22 protein-coding genes and 1 pseudogene are annotated in these 25,365 nt (G+C 40.4%); 12 read left to right on the top strand and 11 right to left on the bottom strand.

Annotated elements, in window-relative coordinates:
* Window positions 1-84 precede the first annotated feature (84 nt).
* Window positions 85-1,131 (top strand): protease SohB, encoded by a 1,047-nt coding sequence (sohB, locus tag ACIPUA_RS08440; RefSeq protein WP_131680776.1) that lies wholly within the window; start codon window positions 85-87, stop codon window positions 1,129-1,131.
* A 95-nt stretch (window positions 1,132-1,226) separates the two neighbouring features.
* On the opposite strand, the gene ACIPUA_RS08435 is transcribed toward sohB, so the two are convergent.
* Window positions 1,227-1,484 carry a DUF2498 family protein gene (locus tag ACIPUA_RS08435; RefSeq protein WP_042843671.1) on the bottom strand — a complete coding sequence of 86 codons (258 nt, stop codon included), beginning with the start codon at window positions 1,482-1,484 and terminating at the stop codon, window positions 1,227-1,229.
* Window positions 1,485-1,773: 289 nt separating this feature from the next.
* On the opposite strand from ACIPUA_RS08435, the gene topA reads away from it, so the two are divergent.
* The gene (gene topA, locus ACIPUA_RS08430; protein ID WP_449059557.1) at window positions 1,774-4,380 is read left to right on the top strand and encodes a type I DNA topoisomerase; all 2,607 of its coding nucleotides are present in this window, start codon (window positions 1,774-1,776) and stop codon (window positions 4,378-4,380) included.
* 277 nt (window positions 4,381-4,657) lie between these two features.
* A complete protein-coding gene (sodC, locus tag ACIPUA_RS08425) occupies window positions 4,658-5,182 on the top strand; it encodes a superoxide dismutase family protein (protein ID WP_042843675.1) in 525 nt (174 codons plus the stop codon).
* Between the two features lie 212 nt (window positions 5,183-5,394).
* Here the strand turns inward: sodC and ACIPUA_RS08420 are convergent, their stop codons facing one another.
* Window positions 5,395-7,428 carry a M13 family metallopeptidase gene (locus ACIPUA_RS08420; protein WP_166686552.1) on the bottom strand — a complete coding sequence of 678 codons (2,034 nt, stop codon included), beginning with the start codon at window positions 7,426-7,428 and terminating at the stop codon, window positions 5,395-5,397.
* Window positions 7,429-7,742: 314 nt separating this feature from the next.
* Between ACIPUA_RS08420 and cysB the strand changes: the two genes are divergently transcribed.
* The 4 genes from cysB to ACIPUA_RS08400 all read left to right on the top strand — a co-directional run bounded on the left by cysB (window position 7,743) and on the right by ACIPUA_RS08400 (window position 13,765).
* The gene (gene cysB / locus ACIPUA_RS08415) at window positions 7,743-8,717 is read left to right on the top strand and encodes an HTH-type transcriptional regulator CysB (RefSeq protein ID WP_042843677.1); all 975 of its coding nucleotides are present in this window, start codon (window positions 7,743-7,745) and stop codon (window positions 8,715-8,717) included.
* Window positions 8,718-9,016: 299 nt separating this feature from the next.
* A complete protein-coding gene (gene acnA / locus ACIPUA_RS08410; RefSeq protein WP_129465951.1) occupies window positions 9,017-11,689 on the top strand; it encodes an aconitate hydratase AcnA in 2,673 nt (890 codons plus the stop codon).
* A gap of 284 nt (window positions 11,690-11,973) precedes the next feature.
* Window positions 11,974-12,417 carry a hypothetical protein gene (locus tag ACIPUA_RS08405; protein WP_042843679.1) on the top strand — a complete coding sequence of 148 codons (444 nt, stop codon included), beginning with the start codon at window positions 11,974-11,976 and terminating at the stop codon, window positions 12,415-12,417.
* 253 nt (window positions 12,418-12,670) lie between these two features.
* A complete protein-coding gene (locus ACIPUA_RS08400; RefSeq protein WP_042843680.1) occupies window positions 12,671-13,765 on the top strand; it encodes a hypothetical protein in 1,095 nt (364 codons plus the stop codon).
* Window positions 13,766-13,883: 118 nt separating this feature from the next.
* On the opposite strand, the gene hemB is transcribed toward ACIPUA_RS08400, so the two are convergent.
* Together hemB and ribA are read right to left on the bottom strand one after the other, a co-directional pair.
* Window positions 13,884-14,861: a porphobilinogen synthase gene (hemB, locus tag ACIPUA_RS08395; RefSeq protein ID WP_048607246.1), complete on the bottom strand. Its 978-nt coding sequence runs from the start codon at window positions 14,859-14,861 to the stop codon at window positions 13,884-13,886.
* A 196-nt stretch (window positions 14,862-15,057) separates the two neighbouring features.
* A complete protein-coding gene (gene ribA / locus ACIPUA_RS08390; protein ID WP_042844326.1) occupies window positions 15,058-15,654 on the bottom strand; it encodes a GTP cyclohydrolase II in 597 nt (198 codons plus the stop codon).
* A gap of 216 nt (window positions 15,655-15,870) precedes the next feature.
* Here ribA and ACIPUA_RS08385 point away from each other — a divergent pair, with 216 nt between their 5' ends.
* The 5 genes from ACIPUA_RS08385 to yciH all read left to right on the top strand — a co-directional run bounded on the left by ACIPUA_RS08385 (window position 15,871) and on the right by yciH (window position 19,330).
* Window positions 15,871-16,593, top strand: coding sequence for a phosphatase PAP2 family protein (locus tag ACIPUA_RS08385; protein WP_181468499.1), 723 nt, complete (start codon window positions 15,871-15,873; stop codon window positions 16,591-16,593).
* A gap of 145 nt (window positions 16,594-16,738) precedes the next feature.
* Complete coding sequence (locus ACIPUA_RS08380; RefSeq protein WP_042843684.1) at window positions 16,739-17,056, top strand: LapA family protein; 318 nt, start codon at window positions 16,739-16,741, stop codon at window positions 17,054-17,056.
* Window positions 17,057-17,062: 6 nt separating this feature from the next.
* Window positions 17,063-18,235 (top strand): lipopolysaccharide assembly protein LapB, encoded by a 1,173-nt coding sequence (lapB, locus tag ACIPUA_RS08375; RefSeq protein WP_042843685.1) that lies wholly within the window; start codon window positions 17,063-17,065, stop codon window positions 18,233-18,235.
* 46 nt (window positions 18,236-18,281) lie between these two features.
* Window positions 18,282-19,007 carry an orotidine-5'-phosphate decarboxylase gene (gene pyrF, locus ACIPUA_RS08370; RefSeq protein ID WP_449059556.1) on the top strand — a complete coding sequence of 242 codons (726 nt, stop codon included), beginning with the start codon at window positions 18,282-18,284 and terminating at the stop codon, window positions 19,005-19,007.
* Complete coding sequence (gene yciH / locus ACIPUA_RS08365; protein WP_042843687.1) at window positions 19,004-19,330, top strand: stress response translation initiation inhibitor YciH; 327 nt, start codon at window positions 19,004-19,006, stop codon at window positions 19,328-19,330. Before pyrF ends, yciH begins: the two co-directional genes overlap by 4 nt.
* An 86-nt stretch (window positions 19,331-19,416) precedes the next feature.
* Here the strand turns inward: yciH and osmB are convergent, their stop codons facing one another.
* The 7 genes and pseudogenes from osmB to ACIPUA_RS08330 all read right to left on the bottom strand — a co-directional run.
* Window positions 19,417-19,635 (bottom strand): osmotically-inducible lipoprotein OsmB, encoded by a 219-nt coding sequence (gene osmB, locus ACIPUA_RS08360; RefSeq protein WP_042843689.1) that lies wholly within the window; start codon window positions 19,633-19,635, stop codon window positions 19,417-19,419.
* A 201-nt stretch (window positions 19,636-19,836) separates the two neighbouring features.
* A complete protein-coding gene (locus ACIPUA_RS08355) occupies window positions 19,837-21,780 on the bottom strand; it encodes an exoribonuclease II (RefSeq protein ID WP_071548123.1) in 1,944 nt (647 codons plus the stop codon).
* A gap of 138 nt (window positions 21,781-21,918) precedes the next feature.
* Entirely contained in the window at window positions 21,919-22,560 is a 642-nt protein-coding gene (nth, locus tag ACIPUA_RS08350; RefSeq protein WP_042843692.1) for an endonuclease III, read from the bottom strand.
* 20 nt (window positions 22,561-22,580) lie between these two features.
* Window positions 22,581-23,294 (bottom strand): electron transport complex subunit E, encoded by a 714-nt coding sequence (locus tag ACIPUA_RS08345; protein WP_048607238.1) that lies wholly within the window; start codon window positions 23,292-23,294, stop codon window positions 22,581-22,583.
* On the bottom strand, window positions 23,294-23,923 hold the full coding sequence (gene rsxG, locus ACIPUA_RS08340; RefSeq protein WP_042843694.1) for an electron transport complex subunit RsxG: 630 nt from the start codon (window positions 23,921-23,923) through the stop codon (window positions 23,294-23,296). The genes ACIPUA_RS08345 and rsxG overlap by 1 nt, the downstream gene beginning before the upstream one ends.
* 9 nt (window positions 23,924-23,932) lie before the next feature.
* On the bottom strand, window positions 23,933-25,018 hold the full coding sequence (gene rsxD / locus ACIPUA_RS08335; RefSeq protein ID WP_449059555.1) for an electron transport complex subunit RsxD: 1,086 nt from the start codon (window positions 25,016-25,018) through the stop codon (window positions 23,933-23,935).
* An 11-nt stretch (window positions 25,019-25,029) separates the two neighbouring features.
* Window positions 25,030-25,365: pseudogene (locus ACIPUA_RS08330) on the bottom strand (electron transport complex subunit RsxC); the annotation flags it as partial.

Below are 25,365 nucleotides of genomic sequence, written 5' to 3'. Positions count from 1 at the left end.
GTTAATGACTGTTTTTTTCTGGTTGTTTACTGACAATCGTGAGATTATTTTTGTATTGAAGATAAATATCAGAAGGATCAAGTTGTGGAGTATTTCTCTTTGTATGGGTTATTTTTAGCAAAAGTCATAACAATCCTTGTGGCTGTTGTTTTGCTAGCTGTTTTTGTGTTTGGTGTTGGTATGCGCCGTCAAGGTACAAAAGGGGCATTAAAAATCACTGATTTAGGTGAAAGCTATCGTGAACGCCAGCGCCAAATGCAGCAAGTAAAAATGAATGAATCAGAACATAAGGTCTGGCTGAAAGCATTTAAAAAACAGCAGAAAGTTAAATCAAAAAGTGAGAAAACTGGGGCAAAACTGGGGCAAACCGGCGTTAAAAAACCGTGTTTATATGTCTTAGACTTTAAAGGTAGTATGGATGCGAGAGAAGTTTCTTCTTTACGAGAAGAAATCAGTGCAATCCTTGCCGTTGCTGACCAGCAAGATGAAGTTTTGTTAAGGTTAGAAAGCCCTGGTGGGATGGTGCATGGTTATGGTTTAGCTGCCTCGCAATTATTAAGGCTAAAAGAAAAAAATATTTCACTGACCATTGCTGTTGATAAGGTTGCTGCAAGTGGTGGCTATATGATGGCCTGTATTGCTGACAAAATTATTGCTGCACCATTTTCTATCATTGGGTCAATTGGTGTTGTTGCACAAATACCTAATATTCACCGTTTACTCAAAAAACACGATGTAGATGTTGAGTTGCACACTGCTGGTGAATATAAACGAACGCTAACCATGCTTGGTGAAAATACGGAGCAGGGGCGTAAGAAATTTGTGGAAGACTTAAATTCAACTCATGAATTATTTAAGCAGTTTGTACATCAAAATCGTCCTACCTTAGACATAACATCTGTGGCTACTGGTGAGTATTGGTATGGTTCACAAGCCATAGATAAGGGCTTGGTTGATAAAATCGGTGTGAGTGATGATGTCATTATTAACGCTATAGACACCAAAGAAGTGGTGAGTATTCGTTATGTATTAAACAAAAAAATGATGGATAAATTTATGGGGAGTGCGGCAAATAGTGTTGATAAATTGTTACTCCGCTGGTGGCAACGAGGCCAAAAGCCATTATTATAATTTTAACTGTAACCTCGTAAATAAATCATTTTAGTCCTAAAATTAATTACCGGCCTTAATCGCCGGTAATTTTTATTAAATAGCTTAATAGTTAACTAATTGTTATTACTTAGTTGGTATTGTTCAGATAGAACATGAGCTAGGTGTTTGTACATATTAAAAGCAGCCGTACTTTTTAATGTGGGAATATTATTTTCATCTAGAAAAAATTCCCCTTTAAACACAAAAGTACCCCGATGTTGCTCAACAGCGTTGACAAACATGCCATGAATATAGTCATCATGTTTCTTTATGATATCATTAGCTTTTTCAAGTAACTCTTCTTTTGTAATGATTGGTAGATTATCTTGCATAACATGGCTTCCTTGAAAAAATAATTGGTTGCTTCTAGCATTTTATCAGGTAGAGTGTGTGTTTTTCAATGACAGCTAAACACATTTATTTGGTTAAAATCAGTGAACTAGAAGACTTTGTGTTCTTTTAGAATAACGTGACTGAGTTTATAAGTTTTGTTTCAGCACAAATAATTGTTTAAAAAATTATTGATATATTGTGATTGTGTCGCAATATAAAAAAGAGATTCTCATTTTGCGCATTTTAATGTAGAAATGCGCCATTGTTGATATTTAGGTAAAGGTAAATATGGGTAAAGCTCTTGTTATAGTGGAGTCCCCGGCAAAGGCCAAAACGATCAATAAGTATCTTGGCAGTGGCTACGTTGTGAAAAGCAGCGTTGGCCACATTCGTGATCTGCCGAAAAGCGGCTCTGGTTCACAAACCGGCTCACAAAAGAGTACAGGCTCATCTACCGACAAAACAAAGAAAGTTAAAAAAGATCCTCGTGATGCGTTAGTCAAGCGTATGGGGATTGATCCTTACCATGGTTGGGAAGCGAATTATCAAATTCTGCCAGGCAAGGAAAAAGTTGTTTCTGAACTGAAATCACTGGCAGAAGATGCTGATCATATCTACCTAGCAACGGACTTGGACCGTGAAGGGGAAGCTATCGCATGGCATCTGCGTGAGGTGATAGGTGGTGATGAATCTCGTTTTAGTCGAGTTGTGTTTAATGAAATTACAAAGAATGCCATCACACAAGCTTTTGATAGCCCTGGTGAATTAAATATTGATAGGGTTAATGCGCAGCAGGCTCGTCGTTTCATGGACCGTGTTGTGGGTTATATGGTCTCACCACTTTTGTGGAAAAAAGTGGCTCGTGGCTTATCTGCCGGTCGTGTTCAATCAGTCGCAGTGAAACTGATTGTTGAGCGTGAAAGGGAAATTAAAGCGTTTGTTCCTGAAGAATATTGGGAATTACACGCTGATTTAGCGGATAAAGACATTGCAAATTTACGCATGGAAGTTACGTCGCAATCTGGTAAATCGTTCAAGCCTGTTAATAAAGCGCAAACTACAGCGGCGGTAAAATTGCTTGAAAAAGCACGCTTTGAGGTTATTGACCGCGAAGACCGTCCAACCTCGAGTAAACCAAGTGCGCCTTATATTACTTCAACCTTGCAGCAAGCAGCGAGTACGCGCTTAGGCTTTGGGGTGAAGAAAACCATGATGATGGCACAGCGCCTGTATGAAGCTGGTTACATCACCTATATGCGTACCGACTCAACTAACTTGAGTCAAGATGCATTAGATATGGTTCGTGGCTATATTAATGACAACTTTGGCGCGAAATACCTGCCTAAAGATGCCAACGTATATAGCAGCAAAGATAATTCTCAAGAAGCGCACGAAGCTGTCCGTCCTTCTAGTGTTGATGTGTTACCTGATTCACTAAAAGATATGGAAAATGACGCCAAAAGATTGTACCAATTAATTTGGAACCAATTTATTGCATGTCAAATGACGCCTGCGAAATATGACTCTACAACCTTAACAGTGAAAGCGGGAGAGTTTGAACTGAAAGCCAAAGGGCGTACGTTACGTTTTGATGGTTGGACGAAAGTGATGCCTGCGCTGCGCAAAAACGATGAAGATAAAACGTTGCCACCTATCCAAGTAGGCACGGAACTATCATTAATCGAATTATTGCCTAGCCAGCACTTCACCAAGCCACCAGCGCGTTTTAGTGAGGCATCATTAGTTAAAGAATTAGAAAAACGGGGAATTGGTCGTCCTTCTACCTATGCAGCCATAATCTCGACTATTCAAGATAGGGGTTATGTTAAAGTAGAAAATCGCCGTTTTTACGCGGAAAAAATGGGTGAAATTGTTACTGATCGTTTAGAAGAAAACTTCAACGATTTGATGAACTACGATTTTACCGCACGTATGGAAAATCAGCTCGACCATGTTGCTAATCATGAGGCGGAATGGAAAGCGGTTCTCGATGAGTTTTTCTCTGACTTTAGTACGCAACTCGATGTTGCTGAAAAAGATCCAGAAGAAGGGGGAATGCGCACTAATCCGATGGTTATTACATCAATAACCTGTCCTGATTGTGAGCGGCATATGGGCATCCGCACAGCGTCAACAGGGGTATTCCTTGGTTGTAGCGGTTATGCATTACCACCGAAAGAGCGTTGTAAGAAAACGATCAATTTAATCCCTGAAGATGAAGTTCTTAACGTGCTTGAAGGGGATGATGCGGAAACTAACGCGCTAAGAGCTAAGCGTCGTTGCCCGAAATGTGGCACTGCGATGGATAGCTATTTGATTGATAACCAGCGTAAATTACATGTGTGCGGTAATAACCCTGCGTGTGAAGGTTATGAAATCGAAGAAGGTGAGTTCCGTATTAAAGGCTATGATGGCCCAGTTATTGAGTGTGACAAATGTGGTTCTGAAATGCACCTGAAAATGGGGCGTTTTGGTAAATACATGGGCTGCACCAATGAAGAGTGTAAAAACACACGTAAAATTTTAAGAAGTGGTGAAGTTGCACCGCCGAAAGAAGATCCAGTGCCACTACCGGAATTGCCGTGTGAAAAATCAGATGCTTACTTTGTATTGCGTGATGGCGCAGCTGGGGTATTCCTTGCCGCGAATACTTTCCCTAAATCTAGGGAAACTCGTGCGCCTCTAGTGGCTGAGCTACAACGCTTTAAAGACCGTCTGCCTGAAAAATTAGCCTATTTAGCAGAAGCGCCTGCTGAAGATGGTGAAGGTAATCCAACTGTTGTGCGTTTTAGTCGTAAGACTAAACAGCAGTATGTTTCTTCCGAAAAGAACGGAAAAGCAACGGGTTGGAGTGCTTTTTATGTTGATGGTAAATGGGTCGTCAAAGAAAAGTAACAGGTTACTTTTACGTTAAAAAATCAAAGCCAGTCAGAAATGACTGGCTTTGTTATTTAGAGGTGAATACCGATCTTTGGCCTTATTGAATGGCACTATTGTGATATAACCACCAATTATTAACTAAACTCAAATACAGCACCAAAGCGATAACAGATTTGTGCTAACTTAGATATTGTCATTAATAATGATGATTAAAACAGTACAATTCTTATCTTATGAATGTATTAAGGTAAGTCGATGGAATGATAGATAAACGTTATCCACCGGAGGCAAAATGAAGTTAAAAATGTGTTTACTGGCTGCATTATTTACTGCGGGCACTGCGTATGCGGCTCAATCTACCGTAGTATTAAAAGAGGCAACGCCGACTGGCGATGGTAAAGCAATAGGTGAGGTTGTTATCACAGAAACAGAATACGGATTACTGTTTACTCCTAAATTAGCTGGCTTGCAAGCGGGAGTTCATGGCTTCCACGTCCATGAAAACCCAAGTTGTGAACCCGCAGACAAAGATGGCAAATCTGTCCCTGCATTAAAAGCTGGTGGTCATCTAGACCCTGCAAAAACCGGGGTTCATAAAGGCCCATACGATAATAGCGGCCACTTAGGTGACTTACCCGGTTTAGTTGCTGATAGCCAAGGCAATGCAAACTATGCGGTATTAGCACCACGCTTAAAATCACTGAAAGATGTCCAAGAAAGAGCTCTCATGGTGCATGTTGGTGGTGATAACTATTCTGACAACCCTGAAGCTTTAGGTGGCGGCGGGGCGAGGATGGCTTGCGGCGTTATTAAATAATATTCGTTATATTTCGAGCTGTGGCGTTGTTGGCTACGGTTGTTAACCCTAGTCACATACTTTTGTTATGCTCTTAGGGCTTACAGCATTTGCTCGCTAGTCACAACTCGAATTATTTAGCGTATTTTAGTGAAAAGATAGAACCTTGTTTTCGGTTTCGATGAAGGTTAGAAAAATAAGGCTCGGGTAGTATCCCGAACCTTATTTTTGTATTACCAAATACGAATACGTTGTTCTGGCGCTAAATACAGCGCACTATCTTTATCAACACCGAAAGTTTGGTACCAATCATCAATATTTCGTACCACGCCATTTGCACGGAACTGGTTAGGGCTATGTGGGTCGGTCATAATTTTGTTACGTTCAGACTCTTTATTTGACAGTTCTTGCCATGTGCGCGCCCAAGCAATAAAGAAACGTTGTAACCCTGTTGTTCCATCAATAATAGGGGCTTCTCCATTCGGGTAATTTTCTTTAACGAATTGTTTATAAGCACTTAAGGCAATATTGAGTCCGCCAAGGTCGCCAATATTTTCGCCTAATGTGAGTTGCCCATTAACATTCAAATCGTCAACAGCAAAACCATTATATTGTTCAACAAGCTTCTCAGTTTTTTGTTTAAAATGCTCTTTTGCGCTATCGCTCCACCAATTGCGTAACTGGCCAGTACCATCATATAAGCTGCCTTGGTCATCAAAGCCATGGCCCATCTCATGACCAATAACTGCCCCGATGGCACCATAGTTATAAGCAGGGTCAACATTTGGGTCAAAGAATGGCGCTTGTAAAATTGCAGCAGGGAACACTATCTCATTTTGTACAGGGTTAAAATAGGCATTAACCGTTTGCGGTGTCATGCCCCATTCCCATTTACGCACTGGTTGGCCAATTTTGCTGATCATGTCATCGTATGACCATGCTAGAACCTGTTTGTAATTATCTAAGAGGGTATTTGGGTTTAAGTTGATTGTACTAAAGTCATTCCATTGGTCAGGGTAGCCGACTTTTACTGTGAATTGTTCTAGTTTTTTTAATGCTTCTTGGCGAGTGGTGTCATCCATCCAGTCATTATCCTTCAGGCGCTCATTAAATGTTCCCCTGACATAACTGACGAGATCTTTAATTTTTTCTTTGGACTGTGGATCAAAGTATTTTTCGACATAAATTTGACCCAATGGCTCACCTTGTAGGGAATTGACTGTTTGTAGTGCGCGTTCTTGGCGAGTTCTTTGTTTCTCTACGCCATTGAGTTTTTTTGAGTAAAAATCAAACTGGGCATCAGCAACGGTTTTATTTAAATAGCGAGCATGCTCACTAATATATTGAAAAGTTAAATAGTCTTTTAATGTTGAAATAGGCGTATCTGCGAAAATTTTTGCTGTTTGTTCAACAGCGCTGTCTGTTTCCACAATGACTTTTTCAAGTTGTTTATCCGTTAATTTTCTACTGCTAATAAATGCACCCCAATCAAAGCCTTGGGTATATTTTTTCATTTCATCAAGGGACATCGCATGGTAATTTTTTAGAGTATCACGGCGTGCCTCAGGGCTCCAATGAACGGTGGCAAGAGACTTTTCTAAGTCAAAAATCTTCTGTGCTTTTTGCTCAACACCTGTTTCACCTGCTAACTTCAACATTGTCCCGATATAAGCAATATAACTTTGGCGAATATCTTTCATTTGAGGGGTATCTTCAAGGTAATAATTTCGATTTGGCAACCCTAACCCGCCTTGACCAAGATATAACACGTAAGTATCAGGAGCCTTTGCATCTAAATCGACCCAATAGGAAATCAGTGATTTATAGTCAGGCTGAGTCATTAACGCACTTATTTCATTATGATCTTTAGCTTTTTTGATGGCGTCTAAGTCATGTTGTATTGGGCTGAGACCTGATTTTTCGATGGCTTCCTCATTAAGGTAGCTGAGATATAAATTACGAATATTACGTTGATTATGACTCAATGAGTTTTCTGGTATTTTTTGTAACTCATCAATAATAGATTGGGTCTGTTTTTCGGTGTTCAAATACAAGTCAACAAAAGAGTTTATACGTGGCATACCTGTTGGAATTTTGGCTTTGCTTATCCAATCCTCATTTACATAGCGGTAAAAGTCATTCCCTGGGTTGATTGAATCAGATAGGACAATTTTTTGTTGCCCATAAGAGACTTCTTTTGCCAGCAATTGGGGGGCAAAAGAAATAGTAGACATACCAATAATTAAAGCCAAAATATTTATACGCATGTAGCAACCTCTCTTCGTTGAGAATATTGATTTTCACTATTACTCATTAATATTGGTAATGCAGTGGAAATCTTTCCAGTTTGATTTTATCTATTGAATCACATTATGAAATTAAATTAACCCGTCTTTGCAATTTCTTACGACCCTAATGATAGAAGTAAGGTATAGATGAAATTTTATCATCATACTGTTTATTCTTGTTTGAATAATGTTATATTAGTTATATCAAATTGGTTATATATATCTTTTGGTTATAACTAATATTATTTAGCTATAGTGAAAGCCACATAATTAAGCAAGAGGTAGACTGAAATATGAAATTGCAGCAATTACGTTATATTGTTGAGGTCGTTAACCATGACTTAAATGTCTCCTCGACTGCGGAGGGGCTTTTTACTTCACAGCCAGGGATCAGTAAGCAAGTAAGGATGCTTGAAGATGAGTTAGGGATTCAAATTTTTGCCCGCAGTGGTAAACACTTAACTCACGTAACCCCAGCAGGGGAAGAAGTTATACGTATTTCTCGTGAGGTATTGTCTAAGATAGAGGCAATCCGGTCGGTGGCAGGGGAACATACCTATCCTGATAGAGGGAGTTTGAGTATTGCAACCACACATACTCAAGCACGTTATGCATTACCGCCGGTAATCAAAGGTTTTATAGAGCGTTATCCCCATGTTTCTTTGCATATGCAACAAGGCTCACCGACACAAATTGCAGAGGAAGTTTGTAAGGGGAATAGTGATTTTGCTATCGCGACGGAAGCATTGCATTTGTATAGTGACTTAATAATGTTGCCGTGTTACCACTGGAACCGTTGTGTTGTGGTACAAAAAGACCATCCATTAGCCGCGAAAAAAAATGTCACTATTGAGGATATAGCCCAATACCAAATTGTGACTTACACCCATGGCTTTACAGGGCGTTCAGAGCTCGATGTTGCATTTCAAAAAGTCGGCATAGAACCAAAAATTATTTTTACTGCTACGGATGCAGACGTTATTAAAACTTATGTAAGGTTAGGTCTAGGGATCGGAATTATTGCCAGTATGGCTGTTGACCCAATTAGTGACAGTGATTTAGTTGTTATTGATATGCGCGATAAATTTAGCTATAGCACAACAAAAATTGGTTTTAAACGAACCACATTTCTTCGTAGCTATATGTATGATTTTATTTGGCGTTTTGCACCTCACTTAACGCGTGATGTCGTCGATAAAGCAGTCGCATTAAGGCATAATGAGGATATCGAAGAATTCTTTAAAGATATGAAGTTGCCGATTATTTAATTCTTTACTGTAGCTAGGGGGATGGTTACTAATAGCGCTATCTACCTAGCTACAATTTGCTATTCAAGAAGGCTAGTCACTTTATTTTACCTACGCAACTGTTCACTGACCATATATTTTCAATGTATCAATTTCCCTTCTTAACTTAAATTTCCTATGATAAATAGATAGGAATTCAAAATTTGGCACAAAATCTATAAATCAAATTTCTAAAGCAACTATGATTACAATTGGTTAACAAAAAAATAAGGGCGGTAGCTAATACCTATCGTTATAGTTATAAAAACCAAGGAGGAGTTATGTCGTTGAGCCTAAAATCAGACAGTGCTTCCATGCTCACTGTTGGAAACAAGCAGTATCATTACTTCAGCTTAGCACGTGCTGCTAAAAAACTTGGTGACGGTTCTAAGTTACCTAAATCTTTAAAAGTCCTACTTGAGAATCTACTGCGTCATATTGATGGAACCTCGGTGGTAGAACAAGACTTACAAGCGATTATTGATTGGCAAAAAAAGGGGCACGCAGACAGGGAAATTGCTTACCGACCTGCTCGTGTACTCATGCAAGACTTTACGGGTGTTCCCGCAGTTGTTGACCTTGCGGCGATGCGTGAAGCCGTTAAGTCTCTTGGGGGGAATGTTGAACAAGTAAATCCATTATCTCCGGTAGATTTAGTCATTGACCACTCTGTTATGGTGGATGAATTTGCCACACAATCTGCATTTGGTGAAAACGTCGAAATTGAAATGAAACGTAATCATGAACGTTATCTATTTTTGCGTTGGGGCCAAAAGGCTTTTAATCGATTCCGAGTGGTTCCACCAGGTACGGGGATCTGCCACCAAGTTAACTTAGAATATTTAGGTAAAGCGGTTTGGTACGAACAAATTGACGGTCAGTTATACGCTTATCCTGATACCTTAGTAGGAACTGACTCCCATACTACGATGATCAACGGGCTAGGTGTACTTGGCTGGGGTGTGGGTGGGATTGAAGCAGAAGCTGCTATGTTAGGTCAGCCAGTTTCGATGCTGATCCCTGATGTCGTGGGCTTTAAATTAACAGGGAAATTATCCGAAGGGATCACTGCGACAGACCTAGTGCTGACGGTAACACAAATGCTACGTAAACATGGTGTTGTCGGTAAATTTGTTGAATTTTATGGTGATGGGTTAGCCGATTTGCCGTTAGCGGATAGAGCGACCATTGCGAATATGTCACCGGAGTACGGGGCAACATGTGGTTTTTTCCCTATTGATGACATTACATTGTCATATATGCGGTTAACCGGCCGTAGCGATGATGAAGTCGCGCTGGTGGAAGCATATAGTAAAGAGCAAGGCTTATGGCGTCACGTTGGTGATGAACCAATTTTCACCAGTACGCTAGAACTTGATATGTCGACAGTTGAATCTAGCCTTGCTGGGCCTAAACGTCCACAAGACAGAGTTGAGCTAAGCCAAGTCCCTAAAGCTTTTCGCGGTGCAGTTGAATTAGAAGTTAATAAGAAAGAAAAAAATGCACAACCGACAGTGAAATATCAAAATAAAACTTTTGAACTCACAGATGGGGCGGTTGTGATTGCCGCAATCACATCATGTACTAATACATCTAATCCAAGCGTATTAATGGCCGCAGGGTTACTAGCGAAAAAAGCGGTTGAAAAAGGGTTAATGCGCCAGCCTTGGGTGAAAACCTCATTAGCACCAGGTTCTAAAGTTGTTACTGACTATCTGGCCGTCGCGGGCTTAACCCCTTATCTTGATAAATTAGGTTTTAACCTTGTCGGTTATGGTTGTACGACTTGTATTGGTAATTCAGGGCCATTACCAGAACCGATAGAAGATGCGATTAAGCAAACAGACTTAACTGTTGGGGCGGTGCTGTCAGGTAACCGTAACTTTGAGGGGCGTATTCATCCATTAGTGAAAACTAACTGGCTAGCATCACCGCCTTTGGTAGTCGCGTATGCATTAGCGGGGAATATGAATATTAACTTGAAGAATGAGCCACTAGGTGTAGATAAGCAGGGCAATGATGTCTATCTGAAAGATATTTGGCCTTCTAGTGTTGAAATTGCTCAGGCAGTGCAGCAAGTTAAAACGGATATGTTCCGTAAAGAATACAATGCGGTATTTGACGGTGATGAGGCTTGGCGTGCATTAGAAGTTGAAAGTTCATCAACCTACCATTGGCAGGCAGATTCAACCTATATTCGCCATCCACCCTTTTTTGAAGGGATGTCAGTTCAACCCGCACCAATCAAAGATATTCATGGTGCAAATATTTTAGCTATCCTTGGCGATTCAGTTACAACAGATCATATTTCACCTGCGGGTAACATCAAAAAAGAGAGCCCTGCAGGACGTTATTTGCAAGAGCATGGTGTTGCGGTTGCGGATTTTAACTCTTACGGGTCACGTCGTGGTAACCATGAGGTGATGATGAGAGGGACATTTGCAAACATTCGTATTCGTAATGAAATGGTGCCAGGGGTTGAGGGTGGCTACACATTGCATATCCCAACAGGGCAGCAAATGGCGATTTATGATGCAGCGATGTTATATCAACAAGACAAACGTCCATTGGCTATCATTGCGGGTAAAGAGTATGGTTCGGGTTCTAGCCGTGACTGGGCAGCTAAAGGGACCAATTTGTTAGGTGTTAGGGTTGTGATTGCTGAGTCGTATGAGCGTATTCATCGCTCTAACTTAATTGGAATGGGGGTTGTTCCTTTAGAGTTTAAAGATGGCGAGTCCCGTAAAACACTAGGGTTAAAAGGTGATGAGCGTATTGATGTTAATGGTCTACAGTCACTTGTGCCAGGGCAAGACATTGTCGTTAAAATTACTTACGGCAATGGTGAGGTAAAGGACGTTACCATGCGCTGTCGTATTGATACCTCGACAGAAATGGATTATTACCGTCATGGCGGTATTTTACATTATGTAATAAGACAAATGTTACACTAACTTTTACTGCAATAACGTCTGCATGGTTCGCCCAGCAGACGTTTTTTTTAAATATATTATCTTGTTTATTAATCTTGTTCTTTCTCAATTTTTTCGTTTCGATTCTGGGCTATGGTAATAAATAGATGACCAATTAAAGGGGAACACGATTATCATTATTGCTTAAGAATAGGGTGTAGTTCGCTATAAATCAGTTTCTTTGTTGAAAATAATATAAATGTAATCGCTTCTGCATCAACCATACAGTGATTGAACTTATCGAAAACACTATAAAGGAAATAAATATGGCAGATATCAATGAAACCGATTTCTATAAAGGGGCATTGTGGGCAGCAGACATTTTATTGACGACTTCTCATTTTGATGGGGCAAATGAAGAGGTTCGTGACATTTTAGAGCATATCCCTAATTTATATTCTATCGTTATGAGAACACCTGAAACGGAAGTGCATGACTTACGTTTGTACGCGGATAAAGAATTTCCACTCGGTTTAAATGCAGATTATACCGCTATCACCATTGCTCCATTAAAAGATTATTTTGATATTTTACCAATGCCTGATCAAGACCCTAAGAGTATTAGCTTTGAGGTCGAGTATTGGGGAGTGGTCGCAGAAACGTCCTCAGGGAAACAGGATTTATTGATTGCGGGCTTGTTAACACCAGAAGAAGCGCAGAGATATGCACAAGGGTTATCGAAACAGCTAGAGTTACAGCTTGAAAAATAATCGATTGAAAGTGTTTTGGACTTTTTCTGTTTATTTATTCTTCTAAAATGACCAAAAACGGCAATACTGTGTTTATATACAGTGTTGCTGTATGTGGCATTATAAGAGGCTTCCATATTGTCATTCTGATATATTCCGAAGAAATAATAATTTTTCAAAATAAGTGAATTGTCTCATGTTTGTTAGGTAAATATTCTTGAGGGTGCAATGCATCTGTAAAAATATCATTTACTTAATAAAGGAACATAATATTATGGCAACGATAAGCCAACCCCAGCGTTTTATTAACGCACTCAATAAATTAGAGGTGTCAAGTAAGGTATCAAAAAAACCGCTCAATGAACTGAATAAGTTAGTCGGTAATATTGCAAAGATCACTAATAGTACTGATAGCTCCGAATTTAATAGACTGATGAGTGGCGGGACGGAGGTGTTTGAATCCCGCATAGATAAACTTATCACGAAACTTAATTCACAAAACTCAGGCATGCTTCAAGAGAAGAGTACAAAATTAAATTTTGTCAAAACAACGCTTTTAGCATCAATAGGTGCAAAAGAGAAATGCACATTAGAAACAAAAAAATCGAATTTGATAGAAAAATATAATAATACAAAGAATGAACTTAACAGACTTAAAAATGACATTATCAAGACTGAAGAAAAAATAAATAAGAAGAAATTAGAAATTAAATTTCTCAAAACGCCTGATGCTGTTTCTTTACTGGCTGAGGATCATCAAGGGCTAGTTACTGAAAAAATAGCAGCGGCAATTGAAAACTATAATAAAGGCATTAAGCAACTTGATACGGGTATTGAAAATAACAAAAATAAATCACTAACTAAAAGAAACGAGCTGGTTAAAAAAATTCCTGATATAGGAGATTCATTAGATAAGGCGATAAAGGGAGAAATGTTTAAGGTAGAGAATAGTCGTTTTGTCGGGGAGATAAAGACTACATGGAAAAGCTATCTAACCAGTGATTCCTTTGCGATGAAAAAATTTGGTTTCGAGTTAAAGGACGGACACAAAGAGTTTTCAGGAAAAACCAAGGTTCCAAATCTCGAGGGTCGCAATTTTATGGAAAACGTACAACAATATTTTGTAGCATTAGATAAAATCCAAGAATTACAAAACAAAAAGAATGAACTCAGTACAGAACATGAAAATAAAATTCAGAATTATAGTAAAGAATTGAATGTTTCAGTGCAAAATTACGTACAGGAAAAAATGAATTCATGTACAACTAGCTTAAATAAATTGCAAACTGAGTTAGATAAGCAGAATAAAACAAAAGATATGTATCAAAATCAGCTTGCTGGATTAGGAACAAGCATTACAAGTAATTAAGAGCAACAAAAGGGACTACAACAGTATTCTCGTTAGTCATTAATTGGGTAGGACCTAAATATAAATAGGGTATAGATGGCAACAAATAACCTTGTTGCCATCTATAGACTGATGAAAATTATAACGCCTTGTCTTCGGCTAATTGCAGGGCGAAGTAACTAAAAATTAAGTCAGCTCCTGCACGTTTAATAGAACCTAACGTTTCGAGTGCCACGCGAGTTTCATCAATTGCTCCTGCTTGAGCTGCAAATTTAATTTGAGCGTATTCCCCACTCACTTGGTAAGCCCCAATCGGTAATTGGGTATGTTCACGCAAGTCACGGATGATATCTAAATACGCTCCTGCAGGCTTAATCATTAATGCATCAGCACCTTCACGCTCATCAATTAATGACTCATGTAACGCTTCACGGCGATTCATTGGGTTCATTTGGTAGGTTTTTCTATCACCTTTTAAGCAAGAACCCGCGGCGTCACGAAAAGGGCCATATAATGCGGAAGCAAACTTTGTTGAGTAAGACATAATTGCTGTATCCGTAAAGCCGGCGGCATCAAGAGCTTGACGAATAGCAGCTACCTGACCATCCATTGCTGCGGATGGAGCTATAAAATCAGCACCAGCCCGTGCAGCTGCAACAGCTTGTAACCCTAAGTTATGGATAGTTGCATCATTATCAACAATATGGCCATGCATCACACCACAGTGACCATGTGAGGTATATTCACAGAAACAGGTGTCTGACATAACAATCATCTCAGGTACCGTTTCTTTACAAATTCGGGACATTCGCGCAACAAGGCCATTTTCTTGCCATGCATCGCTACCATTATCATCAAGGTGATGAGAAACACCAAAAGTCATCACAGATTTAATACCTGCATTGGCAATCCGCTCAATTTCATAAGCAAGACGTTTTTCAGGAATACGCATCACGCCGGGCATACTGGCAATCGGCATATAATCATCAAGTTCTTCTTCAACGAAAATAGGTAGACATAAGTCATTAATAGTTAACTGAGTTTCTTGGAATAAAGTGCGGAGCTTTTCTGTTTTACGCAGTCTTCTCATGCGTTGAATGGTTGGCAGGTTGTTCACAATATCTCCTTGTTGTTTGAAAAACAAACTTAAATGATTAAGCGTATTTATCAAGGTAATAATATTGCTAACAGTATAAACCTTATAGAAAGAAAGTGAATATAGCAGTTAATAAATGCAACCATCAGGGTTGTTATATTCGGTGAAAATTTAAAAAGGTATAAGGAAGAGCGTGACGCTCTTCCTGTGAGGGGGGCTATTGGTGCTTAAACAACATATGACCCATTTTTTGTGCTTTTACATCCAAGTAATGCTCATTACTAGGGTTGCGCCCAACAATAAGTGGTACACGTTCAATAACGTTAATACCCGCGTCACGCATCTTTTCGATTTTTTGTGGGTTGTTGGTCAATAAACGGACTTCGTTAATACCGAGTAATTTATACATATCAGAACATAAGGTAAAATCACGTTCGTCAGCTTTAAAGCCTAATTTGATATTTGCCTCAACGGTATCAAGACCTTGATCTTGTAAAGCATAAGCACGGATTTTATTTAGTAAGCCAATATTTCGTCCTTCTTGACGATGGTAAAGTAATACCCCTCGGCCTTCTTTACTAATCTGAGAAAGCGCGGCTTCTAATTGAAAACCACAATCGCAGCGTAGACTAAATAGCGCATCTCCTGTTAAACATTCGGAATGGATCCGGCTAAGTACCGGCTCATTTCCAGAGATATCGCCAAAAATTAACGCTACATGATCACGACCAGTTGCTATTTCTTCAAAACCTACCATTAAGAATTCACCGAAAGGTGTGGGTAGCTTTGCCTCGGCAACACGTTTTAGCTGCATATTTTCATTCATTAGTTAAAGTAACTCTTGCTTAATTAATAACGTTTATCGATATAAAGTACAGTGAGTATAATGTATCGACGATATATGACGTTTAGCATATAGAGGTTGGTTTTCTTTGCACACTACCAATGGTGTATTACTATAACAGAGTTAATAATGGGTGAATGTAATATTTATTGATTTAGTTAGATTTATATTTATGGAATGCATTAAATGAGAAAAACTATTTTGGTCGTTTGTGCTTTTGCGCTGTTGTTGATTATTCCACCCATGTTAATGATTATGGCGGGCTGGCATTGGTCACCAGAAAACCAATCAGGTGTCGGTAAATGGTTACTATGGTTAACTAATTCTGCTGGCGCTCCATACAGCATTTTGACTTCTTTATTATTTATCGGGGCTGTCATTTTCGCGTTTCGTACAGAGAAAACGCATCTGCTAAAAGTTTTACTGGTTGTTATTAGTGTGATCTTACTTCAACAAGGGGTAAAAACCCTGCTAAAAAATTCGTTTAAAGAGCCACGGCCTTATGTGGCTTGGTTAGCAACTGAACATCATATTCCAACAACCGAATTTTATGATTTAAAAAGGTCTGAGCGGGCAGCATTAGTTAAAAATACCGTTAAGCAGGATAACTCTGTTGCTAAATGGCAACGTAAGCATTGGCAAGCTGAAACAGGGTATTCATTTCCATCAGGGCACATGTTATTTGCTGCTGGTTGGGCTTTATTGCTGATTGCTCTTTTTTGGCAGCAACGTCTGTATATATTAGCGATAGGCCTCGCTGTTTGGGCGGAAGGTATCGCATTTAGTCGTATGCTATTAGGAATGCACTGGCCAATTGACATTATTGCTTCAGTAGTCATCAGCGCTAGCTTTGCAATATTAGGGTACGGGGTATTGCAATTTCGTTGGTTTAGAAGCAAAGCAGACTAATCTTTCAGCAAGCAGTGGGAGATAGGGTATTTTTAGGTTGAATTAAGCGTTGTATAAAATAAATTACTTTGTCTGAATGCGCTGGAAATGCTACCTTATCAGGTAGATATTATTGAATGAATAAGAACTGATAACGGGAAAAAATGTGAAATACTTTCTGATTTTATTACTAGCTGTCGCATTTTTTATTATTTCGATTACGCTAGGTTCAAGCAATGATCAGGTTATTACATTTAACTACCTGATTGCAAAAGGGGATTTCTCATTATCGACCCTGCTTGCATCACTTTTTGGTGTCGGTTTTGTGCTAGGCTGGTTGGTGTGTGCGGTATTCTATCTGCGCATGGTGGTTAGTCTAAAAAATGCACGTCGTAAAATTAGACGTTTAGAATCACAATTAGGTGCTGGAGAAAGTAATATTTCTGACTCAACCTCATTAGTGACGGCTCAGAACAAGGAATAATCCTGTATGTTCGAGTTGCTGTTTCTGCTGCTACCAGTCGCTGCTGCTTATGGTTGGTACATGGGGCGCAGAAGTGCTCAACAAGATAAGCAACAACATGCGAATCGCTTGTCACGTGATTATGTGACAGGCGTGAACTTTCTATTATCTAATCAACAAGATAAAGCTGTCGATTTATTCCTCGATATGCTAAAAAATGAAGATAGCTCCGCTTTTGAAGCCCACCTTACTCTCGGTAATTTATTTCGTTCACGCGGGGAAGTTGAACGCGCCATTCGTATTCACCAATCGCTGGTGGAAAGTGCGGCGTTATCTTTTGAACAGCGTCTTTTGGCAACTCAGCAACTTGGTCGTGATTATATGGCGGCGGGGGTTTATGACCGTGCTGAAAGCATGTTCCAACAACTCACTGATGAGGTGGATTTCAAACTCAGTGCATTACAATCGCTTTTAAATATTTATCAATTAACGAGTGATTGGACAAATGCCATTGAGGCCGCCGGTAAATTGGTAAAGTTAGGTCATAATGAATTACGTGAACAGATTGCACATTTTTACTGTGAGTTAGCGACTCAACAATTAGCCAGTGATGACCTTGACGATGCCCTTACATTATTAAATAAAGCAGAACAAGCGGATAAAAACTGTGCTCGTGTCTCAATAATGAAAGGGCGGTTATTTATTGAGCAAGGTAATTATGATAAAGCAATTAATGTGCTAAAACAGGTCTATGAACAAGATAGAGAACTTGTTGCAGATACTCTTCCTTTACTTTATGACTGTTATCAACACACAGGGCAATCTAATGAATGGGAGAATTACCTTCGTCAATGTGTTGCGGGTAATTCAGGTGCAATTGCCGAACTCTATCTTGCAGATATTATCGTTGAACAACAAAATCATGAAGCTGCGGCGAGTTACATTAATGACCAAATTCAACGTCACCCAACCATGCGCTTATTCTATCGCTTAATGGACTACCATTTACAAGAAGCTGAAGAAGGTCGAGCAAAAGAAAGCTTGATCTTATTACGTAAAATGGTCGGGGAACAAATTCGCACAAAACCGGATTATCGCTGCCATAAATGCGGTTTCACTTCGCACTCATTATATTGGCATTGCCCATCTTGTCGCTCTTGGGACACAATAAAACCAATTCGCGGGTTAGATGGGCAGTGACAGCGTCACTTTTTTCAAATAAATATGACTTTTTAAAGGCTAAGAAATGATTTCCTCAACTGAGAACCAGACATATTCGCCAATCATTGTGGCACTTGATTATGAAGATGTTAACGCAGCTTTGGCGTTTGTTGAGCGCTTAGATCCTCGTGATTGCCGCTTAAAAGTAGGCAAAGAAATGTTCACTTTTAATGGTCCTCAATTTGTTAAATCGCTCCATGAGCGTGGTTTTGATGTTTTTTTAGATTTAAAATTCCATGATATTCCGAATACCGTTGCTCGTGCTGTAGCTGCTGCTGCAGAAATGGGGGTATGGATGGTAAATGTTCATGCTGGTGGCGGTGCTCGAATGATGGAAGCTGCCCGCCAAGCACTTGAGGTCTATGGGAAAGAGGCACCGTTGTTGACGGCTGTGACCGTGTTAACCAGTATGGATGAGTCTGACTTAGTGGGTGTGGGTATTAACGTATCTCCTGCTATACATGCAGAACGATTGGCTGTGCTCACTAAAGAATGTGGTCTTGATGGGGTGGTTTGTTCCGCCCATGAAGCACAACGACTGAAAACATTATGCGGCTCTGACTTTAAATTAGTCACCCCAGGTATCCGTCCTGCTGGGAGTGAGGTTGGTGATCAGCGTCGTATTATGACGCCGCAAGATGCAATAAAAGCAGGGGTAGATTATATGGTTATTGGCCGGCCTATAACGCGTAGTGAAAACCCCGCATTGACCTTACAGCAAATCAATCAATCTATTAAAGGTTTAGTATGAGTGAACACAACAGCCGATTGGTCTACAGTACAGATGTAGGGCGTATAGCAGAAGAAAAACCACAAATCGAAAGGCCCAAAGGTGATGGAGTGGTAAGGATACGCCGTGAGACTTCTGGACGTAAAGGGAAAGGGGTTTGTGTGATCACTGGAACTGATCTTGACGATACTGAACTAAATAAACTGGCTGCAGAACTTAAAAAAAAATGCGGCTGTGGTGGTGCAGTAAAAGAGGGTAATATCGAAATTCAAGGTGATAAGCGCGATGTGATAAAACAACACCTCGAAGCCAAAGGTTTTCAAGTTAAATTAGCGGGTGGCTAAAGCCATAAAATAGCGCTCGTAAAGAGCGCTATTTAAAAACTAAGGAGCGTGAATGAAAGCGCGGGCAAAGTGTAGTTAGTAGTGCCTTATTTGCCAACCTGATGACCGATAATCCCACCAATAGCAGCACCACCTACGGTACCTAATGAACTTCCTCCCGTTAGGACAGCACCACCAACAGCACCTACACCTGCACCAATTGCTGTGTTTTTATCACGCTTAGACATGTTGGAACACGCACTGACACTAATAGCGACAGTGGCGATCACCATGAATGATAAAATACGTTTGCTGACTATTTTCATTTTTATAACCCTTAGTGCGTATTAGACAAATCATAAAATACCATGACACGTACAATTACGAATAAGAATAATCAGGAAAATGTTTTGCAAGGACAGCGAAATTTAACGTTTAATGCGAACTTTAACCAAATGACGGATTGTTAGACAAAGAAAAGACCATAAGCATTAACTTATGGTCTTTAAATATTAGCACAAGAATAGTTATTCTGCTGGGCGTGCAACAATATTACGTGTTTCCATACGAACTTCTGCGATAGTAACGTTAATAATATCGTTCAATTGATAGGCTTGTTCACCTTTAATGAGTACAGCCCCGGTTTCTTGGCTACATTGGATTTCATCACGTACACTATGAATAAACGGTGCAGGAACAAATGCGACTGCGCCATTATCCACTAACCGAACTCGTATACCGCCACGGGTGATATCAATGATTTCTGCTGGGAACTTTGTGTCAGTCCCTGCAAATGGTTTTAAGTATCGAGAATATAACCAGTCCCCAACATCACGTTCCGCCATGCGGTTGGCACGACGGCGTTCGGCTAGTTTTATTGATAGTTCCTCTGAGGGTTTATCAGGTGAAGGTTTGCCTGCAATGATGGACTTTAATAGCCGATGGTTAACAATATCGGTATATTTCCGGATTGGGGAAGTCCATGTGGCATATGCATCAAAACCTAAACCAAAGTGTGGACCGGGGTCCGCTTTAACCTCTGCAAAGGTTTGGTAACGACGGATGCGGCTATCAAGGAATTGGGTTGGTTGTGCATCTAACTGACGACGTAGTTGGCGGAAACCTTCTAGGGATAGCAAAGACTCAGCAGTTGTTTCAATACCATGGTCTTTGAGTGTTTGGACAACCTGTTCAATTTGCAGAGGTTCAAACCCCATATGCACGTTGAATACGCCAAAACCTAATTTTTCTTTTAATACAGCAGCTGCGCAGAGGTTAGCGGTGATCATTGCTTCTTCAACAATACGATTTGAGCTGCGACGACGTTCAGAAACGATATCTACTACATTTCCTTTATCATCTAGCACGAAACGATAATCTGGGCGGTCTTTAAAGACTAAAGCATTATTTTCACGCCATTGTAACCGTTTATCAGCCATTTCTTTGAGTAGTTCGATTTGCTGTTTATCTGTATCATTTGCTGGTTGCCAAGTACCTACATTTTCAAGCCAATCAGAGACTTCCTCATAAACCAGTTTTGTTTTTGATTCAACCCAAGCACTGAAAAACTCAATATTATTATCGATACTACCATCTGATTTAATTAACGTTGTACAAACTAAAGCAGGGCGACGTAAATTTGGGCGTAAGGAGCACAGGTCATCAGATAATTTACGCGGCAGCATCGGGATATTGAAACCGGGCAAATAGTTGGTATAAGAGCGCGCTAATGCCAGTTTATCAAGTTCACTCCCTTCGTGGATATAGCTTGTAGGGTCGGCAATGGCGATGAAAAGTTTTAAATCGCCATCTGCTGTTTTTTCAACATACAGGGCGTCATCCATATCCTCAGTGCTTGCGCTATCAATAGTAACGAAATGCAAATGGGTTAAGTCAGTCCGTTCAATGCCTTGATCGTCACGTTCACTATCAACCATTTGCGGTTCGTCACGGTCTAATTGGTGACGCCGTAACGTTACCCACCAAGGTGCAAAATGGTCATCACCCTCAGTAATGTATTCGGTAATTTCTGCATAAAAGCCTTTATCACCTTTTAAAGGGTGACGGCGCATGTGGGCAACAACCCAATCATCTTGCTTAAATTCGTGGGTAAGGCCGTTAATGGGACGGCAGGAAATCATATCTTTGAGTGAAGGATGGTCGGGAATGACAAATAAGCGATTATCATTTTCTTTTTTCTGAATTTTCCCAACAAACCTATCTAAAAAAGGCTCAACAAGCTCTTCTGGTTCAGCAAATTCACGGTCTTTATCTGTATGAACACTGGCAATTACACGGTCACCGTGCATTACTTTTTTCATTTGTGGAGGTGGAATAAAGTAACTTTTTTGGCCATCAACTTCGAGAAAGCCAAAACCTTTTTCTGTGCTTTTTACCAGCCCTTCAACGCGTGGGGTCTGGGCATGTAACGTCTGTTTAAGTTGCGCGAGCAGTGGGTTGTTTTGAAACATACTTACCGTTTAATTGAGGTTGAGTTTGGCTCTATTGTTACGTAAGACAAAGTCTTAGAGCAAGGAAAAAATGCGTTACAAACAAGATTAGTCGCTAACAGACTGTTTTTCCTATAACCAAATAGAGCCATAACTAAGTTAATCTTCAGGGTATATTTTTTCTTTAAATTCACATAAATCTTCAATAATACAGGAGCCGCAACGAGGTTTGCGTGCAATACAGGTATAACGGCCATGTAAAATAAACCAATGATGGCAATCGACTTTAAACTCTGCAGGAACAACCTTGAGTAGTTTCTCTTCGACTTCAACGACATTTTTCCCCGGTGCAAAATTAGTGCGATTACATACCCGAAAAATATGAGTATCAACCGCAATAGTTGGCCAACCGAACGCGGTGTTAAGCACAACATTTGCTGTTTTACGGCCTACGCCGGGCAAGGCTTCGAGTGCATCTCTATCTTCGGGTACTTGGCTGTGGTGCTTTTCGACTAAAATCTTACAGGTTTTATATACGCTTTCTGCTTTGGTATTAAATAACCCGATAGTTTTAATATATTCTTTAATACCATCGACGCCGAGAGCCATTATGGCTTCGGGGGTATTCGCGACGGGGTATAGTTTTGCCGTTGCTTTATTGACGCTCACATCAGTCGCTTGAGCGGAAAGCAAAACAGCTATCAGTAACTCAAACGGGGAGTTAAATTGTAACTCTGTCGTAGGATGTGGGTTGTTATCGCGTAGACGAGTTAGTATTTCAATACGTTTTGATTTATTCATTGCTCACAATAATATCATTATTAAGAAATATGGCTGCCACAACCTTGTTGTTTTTCATACTCACGAGTGGGTTGTTGGCCCAATTGTAAAGCAGCTCTTTTCTTCATTTTTTCATCAATTAGGTATTTTGCCGCTAATAGCAAGGCTAGGCCAATAAAGGCGCCCGGAGGTAGCATAGCGAGTAAAAAAGGAGAATCAAGGTGTAATACCTCAATACGAAGAGATGTTGCCCAAGAACCTAATAAAAGGTCAGCGCCATCAAATAAAGTTCCATTGCCTAAAATTTCACGAATAGAGCCAAGCACAAATAAGGTCGCTGTTGCTCCTAATCCCATGGCGAACCCATCTAACGCTGATAATGGAACAGGGTTACGCGATGCATATGCCTCTGCACGGCCAATGACAATACAGTTAGTGACGATCAGCGGGATAAAAATACCAAGAGACTCATATAGCCCAAATGCATACGCATTAATTAACATTTGTACTGCACTCACCACCGAAGCAATAATCATGACATAGATTGGAATACGGATCTCTGATGGTACCCAACGTCGTAGCGCAGACACCGCAATATTAGTGCAAACTAAAACTAATGTAGTCGCTAAACCGAGGCCTAGGGCATTTGTTGCTGTTGATGAAACAGCAAGGAGAGGGCAAAGCCCTAATAATTGGACCAAAGCTGAGTTATTTTTCCATAACCCTTGCAGTAACAGGTCTTTAGTTTCACTCATTATTCTTCTCCACAGCTCGGATAATTCGACAGTTGTTGCGGAACATGTTGCATAAAAACGGCGGTGCGTTTAGTGGCGTTGACCACCGCACGAGGGGTTATGGTTGCCCCTGTAAATTGGTCAAACTCGCCGCCGTCTTTTTTAACTGCCCATTTGGGGTCATTATCTGAATTAATCTTTTTACCACTAAAATAGGTGATCCAATCTGAAATGCGTGTCTCAATTTTATCACCTAGACCAGGCGTTTCATGGTGTTCAGTGACTCGAACACCAAGGACTGTCCCGTTGAAATCGGTACCTACTAATAGATGAATTGCACCTGAATAACCATCTAAAGCCGTTGTTTCTAAAGCAGCAGCAACAGGTTCACCATTTTTACGGGCAATATAGAGGTGCCTTGGTTGCGTATTGCCCAGTATGGCTTCATTTTTGACTAAATAACATTCTTTGGTTAAATCATTATCATATAAATTGCTAGGTATAACTTGGTCGAGTAACTTTTTCTGCATAATAGCAGCTTGTTTAGCAATGGTATCTTTAGTTAACGTATAGACAACTGCACTCAGAGCGGTAGTTCCTGCTGCAAAGATAGCTAAGATGACACCATGGCGTCGCATTGTATTTAACATCGGTGGCCCTTATTTATGTCCATGACCGTACGCACGTGGCTGCGTATAGTAATCAATTAACGGTACGGTTATATTCGCCAATAACACTGCAAATGCGACAGCATCTGGATAGCCGCCAAATACACGGATCACCCAAACCAAGAAACCAATTATTACACCAAAAATAATTCGGCCTTTAGGGGTTGTTGAGGCAGTCACTGGGTCTGTCGCAATGAAAAATGCGCCTAACATCGTGGCACCTGAAAGTAATTGAACCAGTGGTGGTGCAAAGCGGCTGTCATCAATTAAATAGCTAACTACGGATAAAATTGCCAATGTCCCTAAGAACGAAAGCGGTATGTGCCAGCTAATTATCCGGCGGTTGATCATAATTAAACCACCAATCAGGTAAGCAACGTTGACCCATTGCCAACCAATCCCTGCTAGTGACCCTTGTAAAATAGGTTGCTGTAGTACTTCGGTGACTGAATGGGTCAGCAAACCGGTTTTAAAACTGTCCAGAGGGGTTGCTTGGCTCATTCCGTCAACTCCTGTTCGAAGCTGTTCAAGAGAGATACCCGTTAAGGTATGACTATTAAAAATGACGGACAAACTATCTAAGGGGGAGATAGAAAGGTTCTGTAACTCATGTGGTGGAAGCCAATTTGTCATGTGGACAGGGAAAGAGATTAATAACACCACATAACCCACCATCGCTGGGTTAAAAGGGTTCTGACCTAAACCACCGTAACATTGTTTAGCAATAGTAATCGCAAAGAAAGTCCCTAAGACGATAAGCCACCAAGGGGCTAAGGGGGGAAGACTAACCCCTAATAATAAGGCAGTGACAATCGCTGAATTATCTTTCAATACAGGAACAATGGGCTTTTCACGTAGCCTAATAGAAACAGCTTCCGTTAATACGGCTGTTAACATGGCTAACAATATTTGGAACAGAGTACCAACCCCAAAAAAATAAATTTGAACTGCGATACCGGGTATTGCAGCTAAAAGTACCCAAAGCATGACTAAACTCGTGCTTTGTTTGTTATGAGTAAATGGTGCACTCGCAATTTTTAAACGGCGATTTTTTGCGTCAATAGGCCTAAATTTCATCTGGTTATCACTTACTCTGTCGTCATTTGTTCATTTTGTTTTTGAGCCTGCTTCGCTTTTACTCGAGCTATAGCAGCAGCAACCGCAATTTTCCGCGGGTCAGTTTCTTCTTCAATAGGTTGTTTTGCGGCTGGAGTTAACTCTTCTTGGGCAACTTGCTCTGCTTGAGCCGCTTTTTTGGCCTTAACACGCGCAATAGCAGCGGCTACCGCTGCTTTGCGTGGGTCGACATCTGTATCGGGAGTTGTTTCTGCCACCGATTCAGCCGCAGTAGGTTGCTGAGCCGCTTTCTTCGCCTTAGCACGGGCAATGGCAGCCGCTACCGCTGCTTTGCGTGGGTCGACATC

The sequence above is a fragment of the Providencia sp. AGC89 genome, assembly GCF_053543535.1.
This window is presented reverse-complemented; position numbering and strand designations above follow the sequence as displayed.

What these genes read in the sequence shown, in the direction of transcription:
- ACIPUA_RS08435 (WP_042843671.1), bottom strand. Translation starts at nt 1,484, where the DNA reads ATGCAAGATAATCTACCAATCATTACAAAAGAAGAGTTACTTGAAAAA.
- topA (WP_449059557.1), top strand. Translation starts at nt 1,774, where the DNA reads ATGGGTAAAGCTCTTGTTATAGTGGAGTCCCCGGCAAAGGCCAAAACG.
- sodC (WP_042843675.1), top strand. Translation starts at nt 4,658, where the DNA reads ATGAAGTTAAAAATGTGTTTACTGGCTGCATTATTTACTGCGGGCACT.
- ACIPUA_RS08420 (WP_166686552.1), bottom strand. Translation starts at nt 7,428, where the DNA reads ATGCGTATAAATATTTTGGCTTTAATTATTGGTATGTCTACTATTTCT.
- cysB (WP_042843677.1), top strand. Translation starts at nt 7,743, where the DNA reads ATGAAATTGCAGCAATTACGTTATATTGTTGAGGTCGTTAACCATGAC.
- acnA (WP_129465951.1), top strand. Translation starts at nt 9,017, where the DNA reads ATGTCGTTGAGCCTAAAATCAGACAGTGCTTCCATGCTCACTGTTGGA.
- ACIPUA_RS08405 (WP_042843679.1), top strand. Translation starts at nt 11,974, where the DNA reads ATGGCAGATATCAATGAAACCGATTTCTATAAAGGGGCATTGTGGGCA.
- ACIPUA_RS08400 (WP_042843680.1), top strand. Translation starts at nt 12,671, where the DNA reads ATGGCAACGATAAGCCAACCCCAGCGTTTTATTAACGCACTCAATAAA.
- ribA (WP_042844326.1), bottom strand. Translation starts at nt 15,654, where the DNA reads ATGCAGCTAAAACGTGTTGCCGAGGCAAAGCTACCCACACCTTTCGGT.
- ACIPUA_RS08385 (WP_181468499.1), top strand. Translation starts at nt 15,871, where the DNA reads ATGAGAAAAACTATTTTGGTCGTTTGTGCTTTTGCGCTGTTGTTGATT.
- lapB (WP_042843685.1), top strand. Translation starts at nt 17,063, where the DNA reads ATGTTCGAGTTGCTGTTTCTGCTGCTACCAGTCGCTGCTGCTTATGGT.
- pyrF (WP_449059556.1), top strand. Translation starts at nt 18,282, where the DNA reads ATGATTTCCTCAACTGAGAACCAGACATATTCGCCAATCATTGTGGCA.
- yciH (WP_042843687.1), top strand. Translation starts at nt 19,004, where the DNA reads ATGAGTGAACACAACAGCCGATTGGTCTACAGTACAGATGTAGGGCGT.
- osmB (WP_042843689.1), bottom strand. Translation starts at nt 19,635, where the DNA reads ATGAAAATAGTCAGCAAACGTATTTTATCATTCATGGTGATCGCCACT.
- ACIPUA_RS08355 (WP_071548123.1), bottom strand. Translation starts at nt 21,780, where the DNA reads ATGTTTCAAAACAACCCACTGCTCGCGCAACTTAAACAGACGTTACAT.
- nth (WP_042843692.1), bottom strand. Translation starts at nt 22,560, where the DNA reads ATGAATAAATCAAAACGTATTGAAATACTAACTCGTCTACGCGATAAC.
- ACIPUA_RS08345 (WP_048607238.1), bottom strand. Translation starts at nt 23,294, where the DNA reads ATGAGTGAAACTAAAGACCTGTTACTGCAAGGGTTATGGAAAAATAAC.
- rsxG (WP_042843694.1), bottom strand. Translation starts at nt 23,923, where the DNA reads ATGTTAAATACAATGCGACGCCATGGTGTCATCTTAGCTATCTTTGCA.
- rsxD (WP_449059555.1), bottom strand. Translation starts at nt 25,018, where the DNA reads ATGAAATTTAGGCCTATTGACGCAAAAAATCGCCGTTTAAAAATTGCG.